A 25,727-nucleotide genomic window follows, 5' to 3' on the forward strand; every position below is an offset into this window, starting at 1 on the left:
TCCTAGGGGATAGGGGTTGGGGTGATCACCGCGGTGGCGGTCCAGGTGGGAATCAGGGTGACGGTCGCGGAAAACTGCGCCGGATCAGGCGTCAGGGTTGGCCAGGGGGTCGCGGAAAGCAAGCCTGGGTCGGGGGTCACGGTTGGCCAGGGGGTGGCGGTGGCGCCGCGCCCGGCGGCCTCTGGCTGCATGGCATCCCACCCAGCGGACATCAGATTCCAGACGGCTTCCAGGTCTTGTGCAGCCAGCCAGGGGTCTTGGGGCAGGGCACGGATGACCCCATCCAGCCGTTCCAGCCACACCCGCAGCAGGGCCGCGCGCGGCTCTGGCAGAGTGAGCGGGTCCACCCCGGCCAAAAGGTCGCGTGCGGCGCGGGCTTCGCTTTGGGCCAGCCCATAATTGGCCTGCGCCGTCCAGCGCCGTGCCAGATCCACGCGCAGCAAAGCGGTTTGCCAGATGCGCTGCAATTGCAGTTCGTCCAGGGCGGCCTGCCCCACCTGTGAGGTCAAGATCAGCGACCCAATCTGCGTGCTTTGATAGGGAACCACGGTCTCCAGCCAGAGATTGGCCTGAGCAGTGCCCTGCAAGGCTGCCGCCTGGGTGTGAACGCGCTCCAGCTCCTGCGCCTGTCCCTGGCGGGCAGCCTCGGCCGCCTGCAGGGTGGATTCCACCGCCTGAAGCTGTGCGCGCAGCGTGGCCGCCTGGGCCTGGTCGCCGGCCTGGCGGGTGGCAAGCTGATCCATGCGGGTTTGGGCGGTCACCGCGGCCCGGTTCACCTCGCGGGTCAATTTCTCCGCCCCCAGATAGATGGCGGTGACGATTCCGGCGGTCACCACCAAAATCAGCAGCAGGCGTCCCAACGCGCGTAGAAAGGCCAACAGCGCCCTGCCCAAAGGGGAGCCGCCCGCCGGGGGTGTGGAAGTTTCCATGCTCATAGGGCCTCCCATCAAGGCAGGGCCGGCAGTTCGCTGAGGACACGCTGCAAACCTTCCAGGAAACGCTGGAAGGTCTCTGTGCGCGCTTCGGCCCGCGCCACCCGATCGCTCATCAAATCCGTTTCCTGGCGCAAAGCCGCCAGGTCTGCTTGGGCGCGTTCCAGGCTTTGGCGAGCTTCATCCAGGCTCTGTTCCACAGCAGAAACACGCCCGCCCAGGGCCTCCACCCGTTCCAGCCGGGCGCGCTGGGTTTCCAGCTCGCTTTGGGCAAAACCCAGGCGCAGATCCAAATCTTCCACCTGAGCCTGGGTCTGGCTGAAGCGCCCCTGAGTCACAAAAGACAGGCCGCCGCTGGTGAGGGCCAGCAAGCCCAGGATCAGCAGAATTCCCAAAAGCATCCCCGCCAGGCTGAAGCCCGCCGCGGTGAGATACAGCTCTCTGCGCGTCACCGGCCGCGGGGCAGCGGCCGCGGGCTTTTGCGGCTCCGGCGGGTTGGCTGCCGGGGCAGGTTCTTCCACCGGCAAAGGCGGCAGCGGCTCGGCGGCCAGGGCTGGGGCGCCCTCCGGCGCTTTCACGGGCGCGGCAAGCTCCTCGGCGGGGAGTAAAAGCGCTTCACTGGGTGCAGGGGCCTCTTCGACAAGGGCAGCCGCGGGCAATTCAACCGGTGCAGGGGTTTCGTCTGTTGAAGCCGCGGGCATTTCCGCCAGGGCCGGGGCGTCCTCGTCTGGGGACGCGGAGGGTTCGGCCAGCACAGCCTCCAACGCCGCTGCGGGCGTCAACGGCGACACGGTCAACTGATTGCGCAGTTCCGCCACCTTCACAGCGTTCAGCCCCGAAACGCGGGCCAAATCTTCCAGCGCGGCGAAAGGCCGCTCCGCCAGAATCCGCTGCGCCAGCACTTTGCCAATCCCGCGCACGCTGCGCAGTTCGCTTTCCGTGGCCGTGTTCACATCCACCAAATTGGGGGTCAAGTCACTCATGGCATTCCCTTTCACAAAAATCCCAAACCGCCGTTCACTTCTTGCGCTCACCCGCCCCCGGAGCCGCCGGGCGGGTGGGGTAAGGCATGGGGATATACTCCACCGAAGGCCGCCGTGCCGCCGCCTGGGGGAAGAGGTTCATCAGGCGGTAGACTTCCGCGGGCATCTCGGTGGAAATATTCAGCCCCAAAGAGCGCGCTTCTTCCACACTGATGGGGTAATCGTGGGTCCAGCGCCCCGAAACCAGGGCTTCCTTCAGCTTTTCCACCGCCTCCGGGGTGTAATGACAGCAGGCAATCCGCCCCACCGTGGCTTCCACCTGACGCACAGCCTTTTGGGCCACTTCCGCCAGGATCAAAGTCTCATCCTTCACGCGGTTCACATCCTTTTGGGCCACCGCCGCCAGGATGGACACCGCCGGATACTGGCCAATTTGCGGATCTACCGGCCCCAAGACGGCATTTTCATCCATGATGATCTCATCTGCCGCCATCGCCAGAAGCGTGCCGCCCGACATGGCGTAATGGGGCACCATCACCGTCACGCGCGCCGGGTGGCGCGCCAGGGCGTTGGCCACCTGCTCCGCCGCCAAAACCAGCCCGCCGGGGGTGTGCAAAATGAGATCAATGGGCACATCATCATCCGTGAGCTTGATGGCCCGCAAAATGGCCTCAGAATCCTGAATGTCAATGTAGCGCGCCATGGGAAAGCCCAAAAAGGACAGGCTTTCCTGGCGGTGGATCAGGGCAATGACGCGCGAACCGCGCTTCTCTTCCAGGCTGCGCATCAGCCGCAGACGGCTGGCGTCTAACATACGCTGCCGGATCACCGGCGTGACCGCGGCGATGACCAGAAAGATCCAAAACAGGTTGAGCAGATCCATACACGCTCCTTATCCAGGCTTTACCAGGGGTAATACTCATCCGCATAGCTGCGCGGGGCGCGCCGCCGCGGAGAAAGGATCATCGCCAGCAGCAGCCCAAAGACAAAGCCGCCGATATGCGCCCACCAGGCCACCCCGCCCATCGCCATGCCCCCCGCCGCGTTGAGCGAAAGAAAACCGGAATATAACTGCGACACGAACCAGACCCCCAAAAAGATCACCGCGGGAATTTCGACAAACCAGGGGATGATAAACACCGGGATCAGGGTGATGACCCGCGCCTGCGGGAAAAAATAAAAATACGCACCCATCACCGCGGCGATCGCCCCGCTGGCGCCGATGGCCGGGATGGTGCTGCCCAGGTTGACCACCGTCTGCAGCCCGCCTGCCGCCACACCCCCCAGCAGATAAAACAGCAAATAACGCCCCGACCCCAGGCGGTCTTCCACGTTATCACCGAAGATAAATAAGATCCACACGTTGCTGAGGAAATGGAACCAGCCGCCGTGCAGGAACATATGGCTTAAAAAGGGCAGCCAGGTGAGGGGATTGAGCAGGTCAATTTGCGCAGGGATCAGCCCAAAGCGGGCAATCAGCCCCTCCAGGCGCGGGGCGCTCAGGCTGATTTCAAAGAAAAACACCAGAGCGTTGGCCGCAATCAGCAGCCAGTTGACGATGGGAAACGTGCGAGAATGGATGGTATCGCGCAGCGGCAGCATAACACTCCTCGCCAGGCGGCAAGCTCCGCGGCAGTCCCAGCCAACGCTGGCCGGTGAAGGTCGAAAGGCTTGCCAGGTGTGCTTTTAGTATATCCCGCTTGGCGCGAAACCGCAAACACGCCCGTCCGCTGGGACGGGAAAAAAAGCTTCTCCCCTGAGGGAGAAGCGTAGGTTTTATTCGATCAACTGAATGGGATACCCCATTTTTGCCGCCGCCGCCGTGATCGCCTCCAGCGGCAGGCGCGCCTCATCAAAGGTCACCTCCATCTGCTGGCGGTGATAGCTGGCCTCCACCCGTTCCACCCCTTCCAGCTCATCCTCCAGCCCCTCCAGGCGCATCACGCAGGCAGCGCAGTGCATATCGGCAACCTGAAAACGAACCGTGCGCATGCGCCCTCCCTATTGAAAGCGGATCTGGCCGCCGTACATGCCCATCGAACAGGTGAAAGGCATCACCGTTCCGGCGGTCTGCGGCGGAATCTGGATAATTTCGGTTCCGGTGGCGGGCAGCAGTTTTTCCACCTTCAGCGCCGGGATGACAAAGGCCCGCGAGCAGGAGCGGGTGTTGTTGGTGACCACATGCAGCTCCAGCGGCTGCCCGGCTTTGGCCATCAGCACCTCCGGCGCGTAGCCGTCGTTGAGGGCTTCCAAAACCAGGGGGGCGTTCTCATCCGCGAGGGCCGCCGCCGCTGTTGGAGCGGCGCTGTTGGCCTGCCACAGGCGGCTGACGGCGAAGGGCGCGCCTGCCAGGTTGAGGCCCGCGTCCACCGTCACCAGACCCAAAATCAGAGTGACCGCGGCCACAAAGATGCGGAAATTCTTTTCCAGGCGTGCGCCCAGCTGGGTGGTTAAGAAGGCCACGGCGAAGAACACCGGGCTGGTGCCCAGGGTGAAGGCGAAGAGGATGGCCGCACCCGCCCAGGGGCTGCCCGCCCCCACCGCCAGAGCCATCATGGTCTGCGTCACGCCGCAGGGGATGAACACGGTCAGCGCGCCCAAGAACACAGGGGCCAGCAGTCCCTCACTGCTGCTGCGCGCTTTGCGGCGGATGTAGCGCGTCAGGAATTTGGGCGGCTCCAGGTTGAAAAAGCGAAAGATGGGGTGCACGTTCAGCAGGCGCAGGGCGTTGCCGATCATAAACACGCCCACCGCCAGCATCAAGACCGCGCGGGTCAGGGGGGTCATTTGAAACACGGAGCCTAAGGCCCCCAACAGAAACCCCAGCAGCGTGTAGGCCGCCAGCTTGGCCAACAAGAAACCCGCGATGGGCGCGGCCAGCTGCGCCGAGCGGCGCGGGGAGGCGGCCACGTCGCGCTCCACCTGATGCGAAAGGGAACTGGCCAGCAGCCCGCCCTGCACCGCCAGGCAGCTCAGTCCGCCGGTGGTCAGCCCGGTGATAAACAGCACCAACAAATTAGCAAAAGAAAGGGATTCCATAGTTACCTGTAAAGTGATCGATATGACTTATTTTGTCGCATTTATCCTGCAAAAAAATTGTATCATATTTTCCCCCCAAACCTACCCCCCCATTTTCACCAGGGCCGGTCTGGGCTGGCCCATTCCGGCAGGGAACGCACCGCCCGATCCACAATCTGGTCGCCGCGGTAAGCGAAGTAATATTCCCGCGGGCGCGCCCCGCCCAACACCGCCGGGGCCACATGGTGCAGATTCGACACCACCGCCGGGGCCGTCCACACCCAACGGCGCGGCACCCACGCCAACCGTCCCTCGCTGCAGGCGCGAAACGGGCCGTCGGGGGCCTGCGCGGTGAACAGGTACAAACCGCCGTCCGAAATCTCAAAGCCGCTCCAGGTCAGCACCCCCGCAAAGCGCACCGTGCCCAGTTGGTAACCGGCCTCCTCCTGCACCTCACGCAGGCAGGCCGCCCGCGGCGTCTCCCCTGGCTCAATGTGCCCGCCGATCCCGTTCCACAAGCCGCGGTTGGGCGGGTTGGAGCGCAGCAGCATGAGCACATGCCGGTCGCGCTGCAAAAAACACAGCACAAAACGGGCCAGGGTAGGGCTCATGCGCCCTCTGCCTGCGCCAAAAAGGCCGCCAGCAGATTCACCATCCCGGCCACGTCCTCCAAATCGGCCTGTTCCACCGGTGCGTGGTGGTAGCGCACCGGCAGCGAAAGGGCCGCCGCGCGCACGCCTGCTCCCGAGTACACCATCGGCGTCAGCGCCGTGCTGATGCCGCTGACCACCTCATCCTGTAGGGCTAGCTTTTCCTGTGCCGCCAGCGCCCGCAGCCGCCGCGTCAGGGCCAGATCGGGCACAAAGGCCGCCAGCTTGCCGCGGATGGCATCCATCCACTTCAGCGCCGGGCCGCTGCCCAACCGGATGCCCCCGCTCGATTCCTGAAAATCGGGGGTATCGGAGGCCAGGGTGCCGTCCACGCCGATGAGCAGCTCCGGCTGCCAGGCCGCCATCAACGGCACGCCCCCCGCCAGCATGGTCTCTTCCTGCACAGTGAAAGCCAGCAGCACCTGGGCCGGGGTGGGCGGCAGGTGGTGGGCCAGGGTCAGCAGGGCAAAACAGCCCAGACGGTCGTCCAGCGCCTTGGCCTGCACGCGTGTGCCGCCCAAAGCCTGCAAGGGTCCGTCCCAGGTCAGCCCATCCCCCACCTGCACCCCCCACTGCGCCGCCTCTTGGGCCGAGCGCGCGCCGATATCGATAAACAGCTCTTCCAACGGCAGCGGCTTGCCGCCGTCCAGATGGGCCGGGGGCAGCCCCACCGCCGCCGCCAACTGCCCCGTTTCCGTCCACAGGGTCAGGCGGCTGCCGGGCAAGGCCCGCGCGCTGGTGCCCCCCAGGCGCTCCACACGCAGAAAGCCGTCCGCGCTGATGCTGCGCACGATCAGCCCGACCTCATCCATATGCGCCGCCAGCATCACCCGCGGCCCAGCACCGGGGCGCAGCGCCGTCAGGTTGCCCAGCGCGTCCGTGTGCGTCTGCCAGTCCGGCGGTAAAAGCCTGCGCAGGCAGTCTGCCACCGGCTGTTCACGCCCCGGCAGCCCCGGGGCGGCGGTCAGCTCGGCCAGCCAGGCGCGCTGCAGATCCTGCGCGCTGATCATAGCACCGGCCTGAGGGCGCGCATACGCGCGGTTTTGGTTTCCAGGGTGGCATAGGCGCCGATGTCGCGGCGGTGGCGCAGTTCGGGGGGTTCCATCTCGCTCAGCAGCGCTTCCAGTTTTTCACACAGCGCCCCCGGGTGTTCGCCCAGCCCCACCAGCGCCAAAGCCCGCGAGCCCAGCGCCTTCCAGCGCCCCTCTTCCAGCGCGGCGGAGGAAACGATCAGCTCAAAACCGGCCTGGCGGGCGCGGGCCGCGTCAAAATCAAAGTACACATCCCCCGGCAGCGGGCCGGGGTAGGCCTGGGGCACCAGATATTTCACCAGCGAGGCCTGCGGGGCAAAACGCACCTGCCCAACCTGCAAACTGCCCGCCGCCAGAGCTGAGAACAGCTCCACGCCGTCCGATTCAAGCAGCGCGCACAGGTTGATCGCCTCCGGGTCGCCGAAGCGGGTGTTGTACTCGATCAGGCGCACTCCGCGGGCCGTGACCATGAACTGGCCGTAGAGCATCCCGCGGTAGGGCTGGCCGGTCTCTTCCGCCAGGGCCGCCAGGGTTTCCACCATCAGGCGGTCAGCCTCGGCCAATTCTTCGGGCAGCAGGAAAGGCATGCCGCCGTCGGCCAGGGTATACGCCCCCATCCCGCCGGTCATCAGCCCCTGGTCGCCTTCATACGCATACTTAAAGTCCTGGGCCACGGGCATGGGGAAAACCCCGCTGTCAGTGGCAAAAGCCATGCGCGAAAACTCCTCGCCCACCAGGCGCTCTTCCAACAGTACGCTGCCGTCTTTTTGGATCCAGGTGTCCGCATAGGCGGCCGCTTCCTGAGCATCGCGCAAATGCACGCCCATCACCTGCACCCCTTTGCCGCCCGTCAGACCCAAAGGCTTCACGGCCGCTTCGCCCACCACATCCAAAAAACTCAGCACCTCGGCCCGACTGCGGGCCAGGCACCACTGCGGCGCGCCCCACCCCACCCGCCGCTGCAGCAGGTCGCGCATGAAGAACTTATCGCCTTCCAGGCGCGCCTGAGACTGCGTCGGCCCCACAGTGGGGATGCCCGCAGCGCGCAGCGCATCCACCGCGCCCGCGTTCAGCGGCGCTTCTGGGCCCACCACCACCAGGTCCACGTGCGCGGCACGCATGGCCCGCGCCACAGCCTGGGCGTCGTTTAAACTGCCCTTGATCCATTCCCCCGCCAAAGGACGGATTCCGGGGTTGGGGGTGTTGGAATACACCACCAGCCGTTCTGGGTGGGGGCTGTGTGCCAGAACCCGTGCCAGAGCATGTTCCCGTCCGCCGCTTCCGATTAATCCAATTCGCATGGCCGATCCCTCCGCAGGAGAAAATGTACTGCTTACGCACCGTTGTACCATAGATTCGGGGGTCTGAAAAGTCAGAGGCTGACCAGGGTTTGCGTTCGCCGCGCAGACGCAGTCAGGCGGCCACCTCTCGGCATTCAGGGGTGAAAGCCTCAAAGTTTTTGTATAAGAAATGTATAAATTCGCCCTTTTTCATCTTGTATTTCTACTCCGCATCCGCTATTATTATGAAAATTAAGATAAATATTCACCTGGCTTATCGGTTGAAAACTTTGGGTTCAGTACCTCGAAAGGAGGCAGGAAATGAGAAACGGCATACAAATCGCGACGATCTGGAAAGTCCCCGTTCGTCTGGATCTCAGTTGGTTCATCATTTTTGGGCTGGTCACCTGGTCTTTGGCCGGGGGCGTGCTGGCAGAAGGCCTGCCTGGGGCTGCCCCTGCCCTGCGCTGGGCGCTGGGCGCCGCCGCCGGACTGCTCTTTGCCGCCTCGGTGCTGCTGCATGAGCTGGGGCACGTCTTCTTTGCCCTGCGCAATCAGGTGCCCGTGCGCGGCGTGACCCTGTTCCTGTTTGGCGGCGTGGCCGAAATCACCCGCGACCCGCAGACCCCCGGCGCCGAGCTGCGCATCGCTGCGGCCGGCCCCGCTGTCAGTCTGGCCCTGGCGGGGATCTTTGGCGCGGCGGCCTTTTTCACCCAGGGCTGGCTGGCCGAGGCGTCGGTTCCAGCCGCCTGGCTGGCGCGCATCAACCTGATGCTGGCGCTCTTCAACCTCATCCCTGGCTTCCCCCTGGACGGCGGCCGCATATTGCGCGCCCTGGTGTGGATGCGCACCGGCAGCTTCGCCCGCGCCACGCGCGCTGCTTCCACCGGCGGGCAGGGGGTGGGTTACGCCTTCATGGGCGTGGGTTTGTTCTCGCTGCTCACCGGAGGCGCCTTTAACGGCCTGTGGCTGATCTTCATCGGCTGGTTCCTGCGCAACGCCGCCGCCTCCAGTCAGGCCCAAACCAGCCTGCAGGAAGCCCTGCGCGGCCTGACCGTGGCCGAGGTGATGGACCGCCGAGTGGACAGCGCGGCCGCCCATCACACCCTGGAACAGGTGGTGCGCGAGCACGTCCTCAGCGGCAGTCAGCGCGTGCTGCTGGTCACCGACAGCCTGGGCAACGGCATCCGCGGCTGGGTGACTCTGGAAGATATTGTACGCGTGCCGCGAGGCGCCTGGCCGGTCGTCACGGTGGGGCAGCTCATGTCGCCGCGAGAAAATCTGCTGGTGCTTTCGCCCCAGGCCGAACTGCTCAGCGCGCTGCAAAAAATGGATGAAAGCAGCCTGTCGCAGGCTCCGGTGATCGCCGAAAATCAGATATTGGGCTGGCTGTCGCGCGAACGCATCCAAAACTATCTGCGGCTGCGCACCGAACTGGGCATATGACCCTATAATAGAAGCAGCACATCACACCGCATTGGAATCAGCTGGGGTGGGTGCATACCACCCCAGCTGATTTTGAAATGGAGGATCGGTTTGAATCGGGCGGTCTGACCATCATCGCAACGCCGCCGTGATCTTTTAGGGAGGATTGGAATATGAATTTTTTGGCGTGGGTCTTCTTCGCGCCCCTCTTCTGTTTGCTCGCTGCCCTCGGGGTAAGCCTGTGGGCTCGTTCTGCGCGATCTTCTGTGCGCCTGGGTCTGCTGGTTTCCCTGGCGCCGCTGGCTGCTTTCCTCAGCGTGGCCGCTGTGCTGCCGCGCGTCACCGCCGGGAACCCGCTGCGCCTGAACCTGCCCTGGATGCCTTCGCTGGGGCTGGAAGCCGCCTTCTTCTTAGACGGCCTGGGGGCCTTATTCGCCCTGCTGATCAGCGGCATCGGCGTGCTGGTGGTGCTGTACGCCGGATATTACTTTGCAGACCACCCCGAAGACGCGCCGCGCTTTTTCAGCCTGCTGATGCTCTTCACAGCCGCCATGCTGGGTCTGGTGCTGGCCGGGGACGTGATCACCCTGTTCATCTTCTGGGAAGGCACCAGTGTGGTGTCCTTCCTGCTGGTGGGCTTTAAGCATAAGGATGAGGCCGCCCGCCGCGGGGCCTTGCGCGCCTTTTGGATCACCGGCGGGGGCGGTTTGGCGCTGCTGTTTGGCCTGCTGCTCTTAGCGGAAATGGCGGGCAGCACGCGTCTGAGCGTGATTCTGGCCTCTGGCCCCGTTCTGCGCGCCCACGCACACTACCCGCTGGCCCTGGTGCTCATCGCCCTGGGAGCCTTCACCAAAAGCGCCCAATTCCCCTTCCACTTCTGGCTGCCGGGGGCCATGAGCGCGCCCACCCCCGCCAGCGCCTTCCTCCACTCCGCCACCATGGTCAAAGCCGGTCTGTATCTGGTCGCCCGGCTGAACCCCGCTCTGGGCGGCACCGATCTGTGGTTCTGGCTGTTCAGCCTGACGGGTATGGTCACCCTGCTGGTGGGGGCCTGGTTGGGCCTGCGCCAGCGCGATCTGAAAGCCTTGCTGGCCTACTCCACCATCAGCCAACTCGGGGTACTGATGATGCTGCTGGGGCAGGATACCTCCATCGCCTTCAAAGGCTTCGTCATCGGCGTCACCGCCCACGCCCTGTATAAGAGCGCCCTGTTCCTCACCGCCGGGGCCGTGGATCTGGCCGCCGGGACCCGCGACCTGACCAAGCTGGGCGGCCTGTGGAAGACCCACCGCGGGCTGGGCCTGGCGGCTGGGGTCGCCGGGCTGAGCATGGCCGGTCTGCCGCCCCTGTTCGGTTTCCTGGCCAAAGAGACCCTGCTGGCCGCCGTCACCCACCCCAATATCCCGCCCGTCACCAGCCTGGTCTTCACCGCCAGCACCGTCATCGCCGGGGCCTTGATGCTGGCCCAGGCCGGGCGTTTTGTCGTTGACACCTTCTTCGGCGAACGGCCTGCCGCCCAACCCCCGGCGCGGCCTTTGGCACGGGCTGTGGCGGTGCTGTGCGCCGTGCCCGCCGGGCTTTCGCTGCTGCTCACCAGCCTGCCGGAGCCGGAGCCTATCGCCGCCTTTTTGGCCTCCGCGGCCAGCGCGGCCTACGGCGGGCCGGTGAAGGTCTCTTTGGCCCTGTGGACGGGCATCAACCCGCCCCTGGTGCTCAGCGTCATCGCCGTCAGCCTGGGGCTGTTCCTGTTTTACCGCCGCGCCCGTGTCATCGCGGATCAGGAATTTTTCTCCGCCTGGGCCGGCCGCCCCAACCTGGAAACCCCGGCCCGCGCCGCCTTGCGCCTGCTGGACCGCGCCGCCGCGGTTTCTCTGCGCACGCAGAGCGGCAAGCTGCGCCGTTACCTGGCGGTGATATTGGCCGCCTCCAGCCTGTTGGTGGCCTACGCCTTGCTGCGCCAGCCCATCGCATTTCAGTCCCTGGCCGTGCCCACCCCCGACCTGGCGGGCGGGCTGGGGGTGCTGCGCCTGTTTGCCTTGCTGTTGGTCGTGGGCGCCTCCGCCGCCAGCGTCTTTTTGCAGCGCGATCTGATGGCCGTCCTGGCGTTGGGTGCCTCTGGCCTCAGCGTGGCGGTCTTGTTCGCGCTGGAACCCGCGCCGGATGTGGCCCTGGTGCAGATTGTGGTGGATTTGCTGGTCACCACCATCCTCATCCTGGCCCTGCGCCGCATCCCCCGCCCCCTGCGCGAACAGGCCAACGACCGCCGCACCGCCTCTGGCTCTGTGCGCGACGCACTGCTGGCGGCCGCGGGCGGCCTGTGGATGGCCGCGGTCACCCTGATCAGCCTGACTTCACGCCCGCGCGTTTCAATCGTGACTCCTTTCTACGAGGCCAACGCCAAACCCCTCACCGGCGCGCGCGACGTGGTGGGGGCCATTGTGCTGGATTTCCGCGGGTTTGACACGCTGATTGAAATCACCGTGTTCGCCGTGGCCAGCCTGGGGGTTTACACCCTGCTGCGGCGAGGGCTGGGTCTGTACCGCGCTGCACATGAAATGCCCGCGGACGAAAAACCCCACCGCTCCTTCTTGATGGGCATCGGCGGGCAGCGGCCGTCGGCCCTGGTGCGGCTGCTGACCGATGCCATCCTGCCGCTCTCCATGGTCATCGCTGTGGTACACATGATGTACGGCCACGACCAGCCGGGCGACGGCTTCACCGCGGGGGTGATGGTGGCTCTGGCCACCGGCCTGTGGCACATCGTTTACGGCAACCGTGAGGCGCGCCGCCGCCTGCCCTGGCTGCACCCTACCCCCCTGGTGGCCGCGGGCTTGCTCACCGTACTGGTTTCCGCGTCCCTGGGTGCCTGGATCAGCGGGTCGTTTTTGAGCGCGGTGGATTTTGGCAAACTGTGGGGGCTGAGCCTGCCGCCCGGTTTTGCCCTCAGCACCGCTTTCTTTTTCGAAGTCGGCATCTTCCTGGTGGTCTTGGGCAGCGCAGCGCGCATGTTGGACACGCTGGCCTTTGGTGAAGAGGCCGCCCCCCGGCAAGGAGGTTAACCTATGGAACTGCTCACTGCGCTTGCCATCGGCCTGCTGTTCGCGTTTGGGCTGTATCAGTTTTTGCGCCGCAACCTGATTCGCTCCGCCGTCGGGCTGATCATCCTTTCCAACGCCATCAACCTGTTTCTCCTCTCCACCGGCGCCTACCGGGGGTTAGTCCCCGCCTATGTAGGCGACCCGCTGCAGCACAGCGACGCCCTGCCGCAGGCCCTGGTGCTCACCGCCGTGGTCATCAGCATGGGCGGTTTCGCCTTCATCACTGCCATGCTTTCGGGCATCGTCCACCGCTACCGCTCCGGCGACAGCGACGACGTCAGCCAGTTGAAAGGATAAGGCCCATGAACCAACCGCAATGGGTACTGTTACCCGTCATCATCCCCCTGGCTGGGGCTGCCGTGGGCTTGCTGCTGCGCCACCAGCGCCGCGTTCAGGCCTACGGTTCGCTGGGCGTCATCCTCACCGCCCTGGCCGCCAGCCTGTTCCTGCTGGGGCGCGTGTACACCTATGGGCCGCAGGTGGCCCAATTGGGCGGGTGGGCCGCCCCCTACGGCATCAGCCTGACGGCGGATCTAACCGCCGCGCTGTTTGTGGTCATGGCTCAGGCGGTGCTGTCCACCGGTTTCATCTACGCCCTGGGCTGCAACGACCGCTGTTCGCGTTTCCCCACCTTCTACCCCCTCTTCCTGACCCTCTCCACCGGCCTGACCGGCGTGTTCCTCACCGGCGACCTGTTTAACCTGTTCGTGTTTGCGGAGCTGCTGGTCATCTCCGGGGCAGCCCTCACCGCCATCTCGGATGACCCCCTGGGGCTGGAAGCGGCCTACAAGTATTTCCTCATCAGCCTGCTGGCCTCCCTGTTCCTGCTGGTGGCGGCGGGCAGCCTGTATGTCTCGTACGGCACCCTCAACCTGGCCGACCTTTCCGCGCGCATCGCCGCCGACCCCACCCGCCCGCTGACGGGCGTGGCCGCCGCCTGTTTGGTGGTGTTTTTCCTGGTGAAAAGCGCCGTAGCCCCCTTCCACTTCTGGCAGCCCGATTTTCACACCGTCTCCCCCACCGCCGTCAGCGCCATGCTGTCTTCCGTGGTGGTCAAGGTGGGCGTGTACGGCCTGCTGCGCATGACCACCCTGTGGTTTGTGCCCTTCGCCGCGGAACTGCGCGCTTTCCTCATCGTTGCCGGTCTGGTCGGCGTGATCTTCGGCGGGCTGACCGCGGTGGGCGCGCAGCATGCCAAGCGCATGCTGGCCTATTCCACCCTGGGGCAGATTGGTTTCATCCTGGTGGGCATCGGCTGGGGCACGCCCCTGGCGCTGACGGCCGCCCTGGTTTACATCATCAACCACAGTCTCATCAAATCTGCCCTGCTGATGATCGCTGGGGCCACAGCTAGCCGCGCGCCGGTCAAATCCGCCGCCTTCAGCGCCCTGCGCGGGGTGGGCAAATTCACCCCCCTGGGCGGCGCGCTGTTCCTGCTGGGCGGGCTGGCCCTGGCGGGCATCCCCCCCACCAACGGCTTTATCAGCAAACTGACCCTGCTGCGCAGCGGCCTGGCCCTGGGGGACGGTTGGACGCTGGCCGGGTTAGCCGCGGGCAGCCTGTTCTCGCTGGTGTACGTGGGCCGCGCCTACCGCAACATCTGGTGGCTGCCCGCCCAGGGTGAGATCAAGCCCAAAGCGGGGGGCGACCGCCTGTTGGCCCCGGCCGTCCTGGTGACCCTCTCACTGGTGCTCGGCATCTGGGCTGAACCGTTCGTCAACCTGTGCCTGCAGGCGGTGGCATGGATGCTCAACCCTGCCGCCTACATTGCTCTGGTTTTAGGAGGTTAAATGGGCAGCGTTTTGACCTTTTTCCTGCTGGCCGGCGTCTATCTGGCCCTCAGCGGCAGTCTGGTCACCAGCAACCTGATCGCCGCCGCCCTCATCGCACTGGGGATCATGCTGCTGCTGCGCATGGGCCAGCGCCCCGAGCGCATTCAAACCCTGCCCCGGGTGCTGTGGACCCTGCTGCGCTATCTGGGAATGCTCCTGGCGGATATGGTCAGCAGCGGCGTTCAGGTGGCGCGCATCGTGCTGGACCCCAAACTTCCCATCCAGCCCGCCATCTTAAAGATCCCCTGCGAGGAACAGTCCGATTTGATCTCCGCCCTCAGCGCCCATGCCATCACCCTCACCCCTGGGGAACTGGTGGTGGCCATTGACGAGCAGGGCGGCATGTACACCCACTGCCTGGATATGAGCCTGTCGGTGGCTCAGCGCGTTGAACTGCTGCGGCACCACCGCGCCATGCTCAAAACCATCCTCGGTGAAACCAATGAAACCAGGGAGGCGCCGTGATCGAAACCTGGGTGGAATGGACTCTGATCTTCTCGCTGGCCGTGCACATTGTCCTCACCGGCGTGTGTGTGTGGCGCGTGTGGCGCGGTCAAAATGTGATTGACCGCCTGATCGGCGCCGATCTGGTGGGGACTCTGGCGCTGGCGGTGCTGGTGCTGATTGCCCTGATCGAGCGCACCAGCATCTATTTTGACGTGGCCCTGGGGCTGGCCGCCCTGGGCTTCATGGCTTCGATCGTGCTGGCCAAATATCTAGCCGATCAGCGCGTTTTATAAGGTAAGGTGACAGCGATGGAAACCCTTTTCGGTCTGATTGTGATCCTTGCGGTGCTGATTGGCACAGCCTTCTCTGTCATCGGCGTGATCGGCTTCATCCGCCTGCCGGATGTCTATACCCGCCTGCACGCCACCGGCAAAGTCAGCGTGTTTGGGGTGGTGCTGCTGCTCCTGGCGGGGCTGTTCTGGACGCCGGTCTCCCCCGGCAAAGACATTGTCCTCATCGGGCTGCTCCTGTTGGCCGCGCCGGTGGCCTCACATGCCATTGCCTCGGCGGCTTACCGCCTAGGCATCCCCCCGCAGCAGCTCATGCGCAACGATCTGGCCGAGGTGGTGGAAAAAGAAAACGACCCCACCCCCCAGGGGTGAGGTCGTTTGGTCGGCCCGTAAACCAGCCCGCGCTTCAGGGCGCGCTTTGCACCAGGGCAAAAATCAGCGCCGCGATCACAATCACTACCCCCATGCCCACCGCTAACCAGGTCGTAAAACGCTGCCGCATCTCGCCCTCCTTTTAGGTTAAACCATGTCAAAGCGTTCGGAGTGGAAATCGCCCATCGGGACCTTGATCTGCACCAGGGCTTTTTCCACCGCGTCCATCATCGGTTTGGGCCCGCAGATGAACATCTCGTACATATTTTGGGCGCGCTCCGGGGGCAGATGGCGGGTCAATTTTTCCGCGTTGATGTAGCCTGTTTCGCCCTGCCAGTCCGCGGGGGGATCTTCTAAAAAGTGGATCACGCGCAGATCCAGACGCTGTTTTAAGGCCTCCAACTCCTCGCGAAAGGTCACGCTTTCCCAGTCGCGGTTGGCATACAGCAGCCACAGGGGCCGCCGGTCGCCGCGGTCAGCCAGGGTGGACAGCATGCTCATCATGGGGGTGATGCCAATCCCTCCGGCGATGAACACAAACCCGCGCGCATGGGGGTGGCGGTCCACGCTGAAGGATCCAAAGGCTCCATCCAGGTACACGCGCTGGCCGGGTTTCATGTCCTTCACCGTACTCGTAAAATCACCCAGGGCCTTGATGGTCATACTCAGGCGCTGGGGGTCTTCGGCGCTGGAAGAGATGGAGAAGGGGTGTTCTGCATCCGCAAAGGGCGAGCTGCCCGCCGTGATCCAGGCAAACTGCCCGGGCTGAAAACGAAAACCGCGGTGGCCGTCGGGGCGCATGACCAGGGTCCAGGCGCTGCCGCGTTCAGGCCGCACGGCTTCAATCACATACGGCCGCCGCAGCAGAAGGAGCGGCTTAATCACGCGCACCCACACCAGCAGCCCCACCCAGAACAGGCCGTACCCCACCCACAAGACCTGTTTGGCGGGGGTGTTGATGTAATAGCCCACCAAAACAGCGTGAACCAGCCCCAGCCCCACGGCCGCCGCCGCCAAAAAACCGTGCCAGATGCGCCATTGGGTGTATTCAATCTTCCACTGCTTGCGGAAAATGCTGATCAGCACCAGGGCGATCAGCGCCGCTGTGGCCGTCACCGCCGCGCGCGCCCGCCAGGGGGCGCTGAACACGTTCAACAGACCCAGGGTCTGCGGGTCAAACACAAACAGCAGCAGCGGGTGGGCCAAAATCAAGACAAAGGCCACCAGCGAAATTTGGCGGTGAAAGAAATAGACGATGTCGCTGCCGTAAGGCGCTTTTAAGAAGCGGAAGCGCGCCGTCAGGGCAAATTGCAAGGCCATCATCGCCAAACCGGCAAAACCCAACGCCACCGAGAAATCTCGGTAGAACGCCCGGCCGGGGGGGCGCTGCCCCACCAGCAAGATCAGCAAAGGCGCCAGGGTGAGCGCCAGATAGACCACCACCCAAAAAACTCCTTGCAGAATGCGTCGAGTTCTCATGTTCCTCCCCAATCTCAGCGCCCGCGCCGCCGCAGGGCTTTTTCCAATTCCACCCCGCCGTAAGCCAGCAGACTGACAGCTAAAATCTCGGCCCAGGCCAAAGCCGAAATCGGCGCAGTATCAAACAGGTGGTTCATCACCGGCAGATAGGTGAAGGCCGCCTGCAAAACCACCATCGCCCCCACGCCGATCCACACCCAGCGGTTGCTGAACACGCCGATGGCGAACATGGACTGGGTCAGCGAGCGGCAGTTGAACAGATAGAAGATCATGATCCAGGCCACAGCGTTAATGGCCACCGTGCGCGCCTCGGCCAGCGGGGCCTCACGCAGTATCTGCCATTCATACAGCCCAAACGCGCCCGCCATCACCAGCAGCCCCACAATGACCACCCGACCCAGCAGCACCGGGTTGAGGATGGAAGCGCGCGGGTCGCGCGGTTTGCGCAGCAGGATATCCGGCTCTTTGGGTTCCAGGGCCAGCACCAACCCCAGCACCCCGCCGATGGTCATGTTGATCCACAGCACCTGAATGGGCAGCACCGGCAGCGGCACGTTGAGGAAGGTGGCCAGCAGAATGATCAGCCCTAATCCCAAATTGGTGGGCAGCACCCAGGCGATGATCTTGGTCAAGTTGTCAAAGATGCCGCGTCCTTCCTCCACCGCGGCCTGAATGGTGGCGAAATTGTCATCCGTCAACACCATCTCAGCCGCCTCTTTGGCCACCTCGGTGCCGGTGATGCCCATGGCCACGCCGATATCCGCCTGCTTGAGGGCTGGGGCGTCGTTGACCCCGTCGCCGGTCATGGCCACCACGTTGCCGCGCGCCTGCAAAGCCTCCACCAAGCGCAGCTTCTGTTCCGGCGAAACCCGCGCGAACACATCCGTGCGCACTGCCGCCTCGATCAATTCCTCGTCGCTCAGCCGCGCCAACTGTTCCCCGGTCAGCACCTCAGCCTGCGGGCTGGGGATCATGCCGATCTGGTGGGCGATAGCGCGCGCGGTCAGGGCGTGGTCGCCGGTGATCATCTTCACGCGGATACCGGCCTGCTGACATTTGCGCACGGCCTCGGCCGTCTCCAGGCGCGGCGGGTCCATCATGCCCTGCAAGCCCAGGAAAGTCAGCCCCTGGGCGTCGCCTTCCCGCACCTGAGTCTGCTCAGCGGGCAGGTCGCGGCGGGCAAAGGCCAAAACGCGCAGCCCGCGGGCAGCCATTTCATCCACCGCGGTGTGAATGGCGTCCGCATCCAGGGGCGCGGGTTGTCCGGCCGCGTCCATCGCCTGCACACAGCGCTGCAAAACGGCCTCCACCCCGCCTTTGACGTACAGGCGCTGTCCCTCTGGGAAGGTGTGCAGCGTGCCCATGTATTGATTCTGCGAATCAAAGGGGATCACATCCACGCGCGGGTGGGCTGCCGCCAAGGCCGCCAGGTCTAACCCCGCCTTGCGCGCCGAAACCAGCAAAGCCGCCTCGGTGGGGTCGCCGTTGGCGTTCCAACGGCCGTCTTCCAGCACCAGCCCGGCGTCGTTGCACAGCGCCCCCGCGGTCAGCACCTCGCGCAGGGCGGCGTCATCGGCTAAAGACACCGCCTGATCCTGAACCTGAACTTTTCCCTGCGGGTCGTAACCCAATCCACTGAAGGTATAGCAGGCTCGCCCGCCGCCGCAGCGTTCCAGCGCGCCCAATGCCTGCTGCACGGTCATCTGGTTTTGGGTCAGCGTTCCAGTTTTGTCGGAGCAGATCACCGTGACGCTCCCCAGCGATTCCACCGCGGGCAGCTTGCGGATGATGGCCTGCCGCCGCGCCATGCGCGCCACCCCAATCGCCAGGGTGATGGTCAGCGCCGCGGGCAGCCCTTCGGGGATGGCCCCCACCGCCAGGGTGATGGCCGCCAGCATGGCCTCCACCGGCGGATGGCGGTACAGCCCCACGCTGATCAAGAAGGTCAGCGCTGCCAGGGCCAGGATGGCATACAGCAGCAGCTTGCTGAAGGCGGCGATGTTGCGGGTGAGCGGGGTTTCCAGGCTGGAAGCCTCGGAGATCAGGCGGGAGATGCGGCCAATTTCAGTGTTGTCTCCGGTGGCCACCACCACACCCAGACCCTGCCCGGCGGTGACGAAGGTGGCCGCGTAAGCCATGTTGCGCCGTTCCGCCAACATCAGCTCCTCGGGTAAATCATCCTCATGGTGTTTCAGCACCGGAACGGATTCACCCGTCAGCGCAGCTTCGGCCAGCTGCAAATCGCGCACGCGCAGCAGGCGCAGATCCGCAGGGATTTTATCGCCTGCCGCCAGCAGCACCATATCCCCCGGCACCAATTCTTCGGCGGGAATGCGGCGCTGTTCCCCCGCCCGCAGCACAATGGCTTCGGTGGACATGGCCTGCGTCAGGGCTTCAATCGCCCGTTCCGCGCGGGCTTCCTGCAGGTAACCGATCAGGGCGTTGATCAGCACCACCCCAAAAATGACCGCCCCGTCCACCACGCTTTTCAGCACCGCTGTCACCAACGCCGCGGCGATGAGGATGTACAGCAAGGGGTTGTTAAACTGCGCCAAAAAGCGCATCAGCGCGCTCTTACGCTGACGCGGGGTCAGCCGATTCGATCCAAAATGCTTGCTGCGCCGTTCCGCCTCAAAGCGGTCCAACCCGCGCTCTACGTTGCTGTCTAAAAGCCGTACCACTTCCGCAGCCGGAAGATGATGCCAATGTTTGCCCAGCAATGTTTGCATACCTGCCTCCCAATGGGATTTCTCGCCTGATGAAGTATACAAACCTCTCACAAAGCTTACAAATAAAAACCGGCCAGGGGTTATACAGGTTCGGCCGGTTCGTGGGTTTTAATGAAAAAGGGAGGGCTGCTTAGGAAATCGGCTCCGAGCGGCAGTTGGATTGAGGGATTTGCCAGTCATACACATTCTTAATCACCAGCGGCACAATCATGGTGGTGGTGCGCAGCACCCCGGTCACTTTGCCGATGGTTTCGGTGACGAAAAAGTGCAGCTCTTCGTTGGAACGCGCCACCACCTGAATGGATACGTCGGTTTCGCCCATCGAACAGGCCACATACGTCACCTGCTCATAGGTACTCAGGTGGCGCGCCACGGTCAGCACCTGCCCCGGCTCCACCACAATGAACACGTCCGCCGTCACCGTGTACCCCAGCGCGCGCGGGCTGGAAATGGCCGAAATGCGGATGAAACCCTGGCGCACCAGGCGTTCCTTGCGGTAGCGCACGGCGCGTTCGGTCAGCGTACCCAGGCGCGCGGCAATCTCGGCGCAGGACAGTTCGCCGTTTTCAACCAGCAAATCGGCGATTCGCTTATCAATCTCATCAATTTGCGGTGAACGCTGCATCGTCTAAGTTCCTTTCCGAATTTCCATGTTGATACCAGTATAGCACGATGAGCCAGACGCGTATATGCCAAAAGTGAGGGATTTTTGAATGTGTGCTCCCATTTTCTTGCCAGGGCAGGGGCGGGGGATGTACAAGTTGGTTTACAAATATTGTACAAAAACATTATACAAAGCCGCGCGTTGGTTTGACTTTGCCCCTCGCCCCGCGCATAATAGCCCTATACATGAACATTTTACAGGTAAACGTAAACAAACACTATTAGAGGAACCAAGAGGAGAAACAAGATCATGAAAAGCACCCGCAAGACCCTGATCGGAACGTTGATTGTATTGAGCCTGGTATTGGCAGCCTGCGCTCCCGAACAAACAAGGAGGAACACTCGATGATACCGAATGAAGTTCTCGTCAAGAGCCTGACCGAAGTTGGGACCACGGTGCTGTACGTCCTGATCGGAACGGCGATTCTGGAGGCGGTGCTGTACCTGGTGCTGATGCGCTGGTTAAAGTACCGCTATGCGCTGCCGTTTATGCTGCTGGCCCCGGCAATTGTGGGGTTGGCGACGCTGACCATCTACCCCTTGCTGTGGGAGCTGCGCCTGTCCTTCACCAATATGAGCCTGCGGGCCTTCAAAGACCCCCAGTTCATTGGGCTGACCAACTACGTGCGCGTGTTCACCGAACCCGTGCTGAAGCAGACGTACTTCTTCCCCTTACTGGGACGCACGGTCTTGTGGACCTTGATTAACGTCATGTTCCACGTGATCGGTGGTATGGTGCTGGCTCTCTTGCTGAACCGGCCCATGCGCGGAAAAGGCATTTACCGCATGTTCCTGATCATCCCCTGGGCCGTCCCGCAGGTGATCGCGGTTTTGGCCTGGCGCGGCGAATTTCACTATGAATTTGGCTTCATCAACATTATCCTGCGCCAACTGGGAATGACTCCGGTGCAGTGGCTCAGCGACCCCACCGCTAACTTCCTGGCGATGTGTATCACCAATATCTGGCTGGGCATTCCCTTCATGATGGTGATTTTGCTGGGCGGACTGCAAAGCATCGCGGGGGATTACTACGAGGCGGCGGAAATTGACGGCGCCAACGGCTGGCAGAAATTCTGGATGGTGACGGTTCCTCTGATGCGGCCGGTGACCACGCCGGTGATCATTTTGGGCACGGTGTGGACGTTTAACAACTTCAATATTCCCTTCTTCATCAACCAGAATGAATTGGAAAGCTCGGATATTCTGGTGACGGGGTTGTTCCGAGCAGCGTTCCAATATAACCGTTACGGCTTTTCGGCGGCCTTTGCTTTTGTAATATTCGGCATCCTGCTGGCATACAGCATTTTCTACCTTAAGACCACGGGTGGGCTGAAAGGAGCGACAGAATGACCCAGGCTACTGCTGTTTCGAAGAAACGCAAACGCTCGTTCTTTTACAGCGGGCGCGAGGACAGCCCCTTTAAACGGCTGATGATCCATGCGGCGCTGTGGTTTGCCTGCTTAATCGCCATTTACCCCATCCTGCGCATCATCAGCGTGTCGCTGCGGCCTGGCAATACCCTGCTGTCCACCGATCTGGCGTTGATCCCAGATGGGGCCACACTGGAATCGTACCGGATCATGCTGTTTGATAAGCCCTTCCTCTCCTGGCTGTGGAACAGTCTGATGATCACGGTGGCGACGGCGGTTATCGGCGTGATCCTGGCGGCGACCTCGGCTTATGCTTTCTCGCGCCACAAGTTCCCCGGCCGCGCGGTGGGGTTGGTGTTCCTGCTGACCACGCAGATCATTCCGGCGGCGATGATGATCGTGCCGATTTACATCCTGGCCATCCAGCTGGAACTGGTGGGCACCTACCGGGGGTTGGTGATCGCCTACGCGGTGACGGCGGTGCCTTTCAGCATCTGGATTCTGAAAGGCTACTACGACACCATTCCGATTGATTTGGAAGAAGCGGCGCGAATTGACGGCTGTTCGGAATTGGAAGCTTTCTGGCGAATTCTGCTGCCGCTTTCCACCCCGGCTCTGGCGATTGTGTTCCTCTTCAACTTCACCACGGCCTGGAACGATTACCTGTTGGCGCGGGTGATGCTGGGATCGCAGGAGAATTTGCTCACCTGGCCGTTGGGCTTGCAGCGTTTGCAGGGGCAATTCCTGACCCAGTGGGGGCAGTTCTCGGCCTCTTCAGTGATGGTGGCCATCCCGGTGATGCTGCTGTTCCTGTACACGTCCAAATGGCTGATCTCCGGTCTGACCCTGGGCAGCGTGAAGGGGTAGGCGAGCGGCTGTTGGATGGATGCGCTGTGAAAACCAAGTGTACCTGTTAACCTGTGCGGAGCCGCCTGTGAAAAGGCGGCTCTGCTTGCCTGCTGACGGCTATTCGGCGGTTTTGGGCTGCGAAGAACGGCGGTGAAGCAGGCTTCTGAAGAGAAGGAGTGTGGATGATGAAGAATCTATTTCGCTTATTTGCGGTGACGGTGCTGTTCAGCATGCTGCTTTCGGCTTGCGGCGGCGGGGCGGCTGTGCCCAGCCCGGCCCCCAGCCCAGCGCCAACCGAGGCGGCGGCCCCCACGGAGGCGGCTAAGCCCGACGAGGATGTACTGTATTTGAATCTGGTTTGGCACCAGCACCAGCCGCTGTATTACAAAGACACAGATGGGGTCTACACCCGCCCGTGGGTGCGGGCGCACGCCACCAAAGACTATTACGACATGACGGCGATGGTGGAGGCTTACCCCAACGTGCATGTCACCGTCAACCTGACGCCGGTGCTCCTGCGCCAGTTGGACGACTTTATCCAGAACGGGGCCAAAGATTACTACTGGGTGCTGGCCGAAAAGCCGGCGGCGGAACTGAGCGCGGAAGAGAAGGATTTCATCGTGCGGCGCTTTTTTGACGCCAATTGGGATCAGATGATCGCGCGCTTCCCGCGTTATCAGGAACTGCTGCAAAAGCGCGGCGGCACGGACGAGGCGGATTACGCCGCGGCGGTGGAAAACTTCAGCGAGCAGGATTTCCGCGACTTGCAGATCTGGTTTAACCTGGCGTGGTTTGACCCGGATTTCCTGGCCGAAGAGCCGCTGAAAGGCCTGGTGGAAAAGGGGCGGGATTTCAGCGAGGCGGATAAAGAGATTCTCTTTGCCCAGGTGCGCAAGGTGATGGCGGAGATTATCCCCCTGCACCGGCGGCTGCAGGACAGCGGGCAGATTGAAGTGATCACCACACCCTACGCCCACCCGATTTTGCCCCTGATTTACGACACCAATCTCGCGCTGGTGGGCAACCCGGCGGCCGAGATGCCGGCGCGCTTCTCGTGGCCGAATGACGCCATCGCCCACTTGCAGCGCAGTGTGGAAATTTATGAAAGCAATTTTGGCCGGGCGCCGCGCGGTTTGTGGCCGGGCGAAGGCTCGGTGGCGCAGGAAGTGGTTCCGCTGATCGCACGGGCGGGTTATCAGTGGATGGGCACGGGTGAACCGGTGCTGGCGCAGTCCTTGGGGCTGGGCAGCTTTACGCGCGATTCGAAGGAGACGGTGGTGGAGGCCGATACCCTTTACCGGCCCTACTACGTCAGCGGCCCGAAGGGCGAGCGCGCGGCGGTCTTCTTCCGCGACGGCAACCTTTCGGATAAGCTGGGGTTCGAATATTCCAAGCTGGACGGCGAAGCCGCAGCGGACAACTTTATGGAGCGGCTGGAAAATATCCGCGCGCGCTTGAAGGAACAGGGCGAGCCGGGGCCGCACGTGGTGAGCGTGATTTTGGACGGCGAGAACGCCTGGGAATACTACCCCAATGACGGCAAGGCTTTCCTGCACGGCATGTACCAGCGGCTGAACGAGAGCCAGACCATCCGCACGATTACCCCGTCGGAATACCTGGCGCTGTACCCGGAGCAGCGGGAAATTGAGAAACTTTTCCCCGGGGCGTGGTTCAGCCCCAATTACGACACCTGGATTGGAGAGAGCGAAGAGAAAGCTGCCTGGGATTACCTGGTGAAGACGCGCGAATTCCTGGCGAAATATGACGTGCAAAAGCGGCGCACCACCACGCCTGAAAAATTGGCGCGGGCGCTGGACTTTATGTATCTGGCGGAAGGCTCTGACTGGTTCTGGTGGTACGGCTCGGATCAGAATTCGGGCGTGGATGAATACTTTGATATGGGCTATCGGGCGCTGCTGGCCGAGGTGTACCGCTCGCTGGAAGAGCCTGTGCCCGCTTATGTGAATGTGCCCATTCTGCCGGCGCGCCCCGAAGAACCCGCCGCGGCCCTGAACGGAATCTCCACGCCGACGGTGGACGGGCAGGCCGCCGAAGGGGAATGGGCGCAAGCGGCGCAGTACCGCGCGGCAGGAAAAGAGCTGGATCTGACCCTGGATGCGAAAAATCTGTATCTACGCCTGGGGATGGAGGAAAAGTGGCCCGCGGACGGCAAGCTGGGCATTTATGTGAATGTGCCGCGGACGGCGGTGACGCAGCCTTTTGCGCGCGGTACGGAGACGACCGAGACGCCCTTTGTGTTGGGCATCAGCGCTTCACATCTGGTGGAATGGGATGGAAAGCAGGCGCAGATCTTCACCGCGAGTGAAACGGGGTGGGAACCGGCCGCAGCCAGCCCGGCGGTGTTTAAGTCCGGCGCGGACGGCATTGAAGCCGCGATTGAACTGGCTGCCCTGGGCGAGCTGCAGGCTGGGGATGATTTGCGCGTGGTGGCGCTGGTTTCGCCCGCGCAGGAGACGATGCCGCACAGCGGGCCAGCGCAGGTGGTCATCCCTGATTTGGGGAACGCCACCCTGGTGCTGGAGGTCAGCGACCCGGCGGGGGATGACCACGGCCCAGGCAGCTACACCTACCCCACCGACGGGGTGTTTGGCGCAGGGGCTTTTGATCTGAAGACCTTCAGCGTGGCGGTGGACGGCAGCACGATGGTGTTCAAGTTCACCTTCAACGGCCCCATCCCCAACCCGTGGGGTTCGCCCAATAACCTGGCGATCCAGACGCTGGATGTGTATGTGGATACCGATCCCGGCCAAGGTACGGGCGCGCGGCTGTTGATGCCGGGGCGCAACGCGGCCCTGGCGGCTGGCAGCGGTTGGGATATTGCCTTGTGGGCCGAGGGCTGGTACCCAGCGGTGGTGGCCGGAGACGCTTTGGGCGGAGAGCCCACGAAGCTGAATGTGGAGATGAAGATCATCGCTGACCCGGCCAACCAGACTGTGACCTTGCGGGTTCCTAAGGAAGTGTTTGGCGAAGGCGATCCGGCAGCCTGGGGGTACGCGGCGGCGGTGATGAGCCAGGAAGGTTTCCCCTCCACCGGCGTGTGGCGTATTCGTGATGTAACCAAGGAAGGCGGCCAATGGAAGATTGGAGGCGGCAGCGGAGCCACCAACGAAACGCGCATCCTGGACCTGATTTGGCCGGAAGGCGCTGCGCCCACCCAGGAAGAGATGCTGTCTGGCTTTAGCCCCAGCAGCGCGGCCGTGGGTGAACTGACGGCGGATGACTTTGCCCAACTGCCGCTGATCACCGTGCAGTAAGGGC

The 25,727-nt window shown here is 63.3% G+C and carries 22 protein-coding genes; 10 read left to right on the top strand and 12 right to left on the bottom strand.

Translation table 11 applies throughout. From position 1 onward, the window contains the following. Nucleotides 1–2: 2 nt before the first annotated feature. The 9 genes from ADN01_RS09715 to purD all read right to left on the bottom strand — a co-directional run bounded on the left by ADN01_RS09715 (nt 3) and on the right by purD (nt 7,915). A complete protein-coding gene (locus tag ADN01_RS09715; RefSeq protein ID WP_062419694.1) occupies nt 3–935 on the bottom strand; it encodes a hypothetical protein in 933 nt (310 codons plus the stop codon). Nucleotides 936–946: 11 nt separating this feature from the next. Then, on the bottom strand, nt 947–1,915 hold the full coding sequence (locus ADN01_RS20215; RefSeq protein ID WP_062419695.1) for a helix-hairpin-helix domain-containing protein: 969 nt from the start codon (nt 1,913–1,915) through the stop codon (nt 947–949). Between the two features lie 34 nt (nt 1,916–1,949). Beyond that, on the bottom strand, nt 1,950–2,798 hold the full coding sequence (locus ADN01_RS09725; protein ID WP_062419696.1) for an SDH family Clp fold serine proteinase: 849 nt from the start codon (nt 2,796–2,798) through the stop codon (nt 1,950–1,952). 20 nt (nt 2,799–2,818) lie between these two features. After that, the gene (locus tag ADN01_RS09730; RefSeq protein ID WP_062419697.1) at nt 2,819–3,517 is read right to left on the bottom strand and encodes a rhomboid family intramembrane serine protease; all 699 of its coding nucleotides are present in this window, start codon (nt 3,515–3,517) and stop codon (nt 2,819–2,821) included. Nucleotides 3,518–3,691: 174 nt separating this feature from the next. Continuing rightward, on the bottom strand, nt 3,692–3,907 hold the full coding sequence (locus ADN01_RS09735; RefSeq protein ID WP_062419698.1) for a heavy-metal-associated domain-containing protein: 216 nt from the start codon (nt 3,905–3,907) through the stop codon (nt 3,692–3,694). A 9-nt stretch (nt 3,908–3,916) separates the two neighbouring features. After that, nucleotides 3,917–4,954, bottom strand: coding sequence for an urease accessory protein UreH domain-containing protein (locus ADN01_RS09740; protein WP_062419699.1), 1,038 nt, complete (start codon nt 4,952–4,954; stop codon nt 3,917–3,919). A gap of 95 nt (nt 4,955–5,049) precedes the next feature. Further along, nucleotides 5,050–5,544 (bottom strand): NUDIX hydrolase, encoded by a 495-nt coding sequence (locus ADN01_RS09745; protein WP_062419700.1) that lies wholly within the window; start codon nt 5,542–5,544, stop codon nt 5,050–5,052. Continuing rightward, a complete protein-coding gene (locus tag ADN01_RS09750; RefSeq protein ID WP_062419701.1) occupies nt 5,541–6,593 on the bottom strand; it encodes a M42 family metallopeptidase in 1,053 nt (350 codons plus the stop codon). Before ADN01_RS09750 ends, ADN01_RS09745 begins: the two co-directional genes overlap by 4 nt. Continuing rightward, complete coding sequence (gene purD, locus ADN01_RS09755) at nt 6,590–7,915, bottom strand: phosphoribosylamine--glycine ligase (RefSeq protein WP_062419702.1); 1,326 nt, start codon at nt 7,913–7,915, stop codon at nt 6,590–6,592. Before purD ends, ADN01_RS09750 begins: the two co-directional genes overlap by 4 nt. A 300-nt stretch (nt 7,916–8,215) precedes the next feature. Here purD and ADN01_RS09760 point away from each other — a divergent pair, with 300 nt between their 5' ends. From ADN01_RS09760 to mnhG, 7 genes are all read left to right on the top strand, one after another. Continuing rightward, nucleotides 8,216–9,340: a site-2 protease family protein gene (locus ADN01_RS09760; RefSeq protein WP_062419703.1), complete on the top strand. Its 1,125-nt coding sequence runs from the start codon at nt 8,216–8,218 to the stop codon at nt 9,338–9,340. Between the two features lie 152 nt (nt 9,341–9,492). Continuing rightward, nucleotides 9,493–12,378 (top strand): hydrogen gas-evolving membrane-bound hydrogenase subunit E, encoded by a 2,886-nt coding sequence (gene mbhE, locus ADN01_RS09765; RefSeq protein ID WP_062419704.1) that lies wholly within the window; start codon nt 9,493–9,495, stop codon nt 12,376–12,378. 3 nt (nt 12,379–12,381) lie between these two features. Beyond that, nucleotides 12,382–12,714 (top strand): sodium:proton antiporter, encoded by a 333-nt coding sequence (locus ADN01_RS09770; RefSeq protein WP_062419705.1) that lies wholly within the window; start codon nt 12,382–12,384, stop codon nt 12,712–12,714. Nucleotides 12,715–12,719: 5 nt separating this feature from the next. Beyond that, a complete protein-coding gene (locus ADN01_RS09775; protein ID WP_062419706.1) occupies nt 12,720–14,207 on the top strand; it encodes a complex I subunit 5 family protein in 1,488 nt (495 codons plus the stop codon). Then, nucleotides 14,208–14,714, top strand: coding sequence for a Na+/H+ antiporter subunit E (locus tag ADN01_RS09780; RefSeq protein WP_062419707.1), 507 nt, complete (start codon nt 14,208–14,210; stop codon nt 14,712–14,714). Next, nucleotides 14,711–14,989 carry a monovalent cation/H+ antiporter complex subunit F gene (locus tag ADN01_RS09785; RefSeq protein WP_062419708.1) on the top strand — a complete coding sequence of 93 codons (279 nt, stop codon included), beginning with the start codon at nt 14,711–14,713 and terminating at the stop codon, nt 14,987–14,989. The genes ADN01_RS09780 and ADN01_RS09785 overlap by 4 nt, the downstream gene beginning before the upstream one ends. A gap of 15 nt (nt 14,990–15,004) precedes the next feature. Further along, on the top strand, nt 15,005–15,358 hold the full coding sequence (gene mnhG, locus ADN01_RS09790; protein ID WP_062419709.1) for a monovalent cation/H(+) antiporter subunit G: 354 nt from the start codon (nt 15,005–15,007) through the stop codon (nt 15,356–15,358). A gap of 147 nt (nt 15,359–15,505) precedes the next feature. On the opposite strand, the gene ADN01_RS09795 is transcribed toward mnhG, so the two are convergent. From ADN01_RS09795 to ADN01_RS09805, 3 genes are all read right to left on the bottom strand, one after another. Continuing rightward, nucleotides 15,506–16,837 carry a ferredoxin reductase family protein gene (locus ADN01_RS09795; protein WP_062419710.1) on the bottom strand — a complete coding sequence of 444 codons (1,332 nt, stop codon included), beginning with the start codon at nt 16,835–16,837 and terminating at the stop codon, nt 15,506–15,508. Nucleotides 16,838–16,851: 14 nt separating this feature from the next. Then, on the bottom strand, nt 16,852–19,566 hold the full coding sequence (locus tag ADN01_RS09800) for a cation-transporting P-type ATPase (RefSeq protein WP_062419711.1): 2,715 nt from the start codon (nt 19,564–19,566) through the stop codon (nt 16,852–16,854). A 130-nt stretch (nt 19,567–19,696) separates the two neighbouring features. Beyond that, nucleotides 19,697–20,191, bottom strand: coding sequence for an Lrp/AsnC family transcriptional regulator (locus tag ADN01_RS09805; RefSeq protein ID WP_062419712.1), 495 nt, complete (start codon nt 20,189–20,191; stop codon nt 19,697–19,699). A 383-nt stretch (nt 20,192–20,574) separates the two neighbouring features. Here ADN01_RS09805 and ADN01_RS09810 point away from each other — a divergent pair, with 383 nt between their 5' ends. From ADN01_RS09810 to ADN01_RS09820, 3 genes are all read left to right on the top strand, one after another. Then, nucleotides 20,575–21,579 (top strand): carbohydrate ABC transporter permease, encoded by a 1,005-nt coding sequence (locus ADN01_RS09810; protein WP_062418077.1) that lies wholly within the window; start codon nt 20,575–20,577, stop codon nt 21,577–21,579. After that, on the top strand, nt 21,576–22,466 hold the full coding sequence (locus ADN01_RS09815; protein WP_082142746.1) for a sugar ABC transporter permease: 891 nt from the start codon (nt 21,576–21,578) through the stop codon (nt 22,464–22,466). The genes ADN01_RS09810 and ADN01_RS09815 overlap by 4 nt, the downstream gene beginning before the upstream one ends. Nucleotides 22,467–22,630: 164 nt before the next feature. Then, nucleotides 22,631–25,723 (top strand): glucodextranase DOMON-like domain-containing protein, encoded by a 3,093-nt coding sequence (locus ADN01_RS09820; RefSeq protein WP_062418078.1) that lies wholly within the window; start codon nt 22,631–22,633, stop codon nt 25,721–25,723. The last annotated feature ends 4 nt before the right edge of the window (nt 25,724–25,727 follow it).

Source organism: Levilinea saccharolytica, from assembly GCF_001306035.1.
GTDB classification, from domain to species: domain Bacteria; phylum Chloroflexota; class Anaerolineae; order Anaerolineales; family Anaerolineaceae; genus Levilinea; species Levilinea saccharolytica.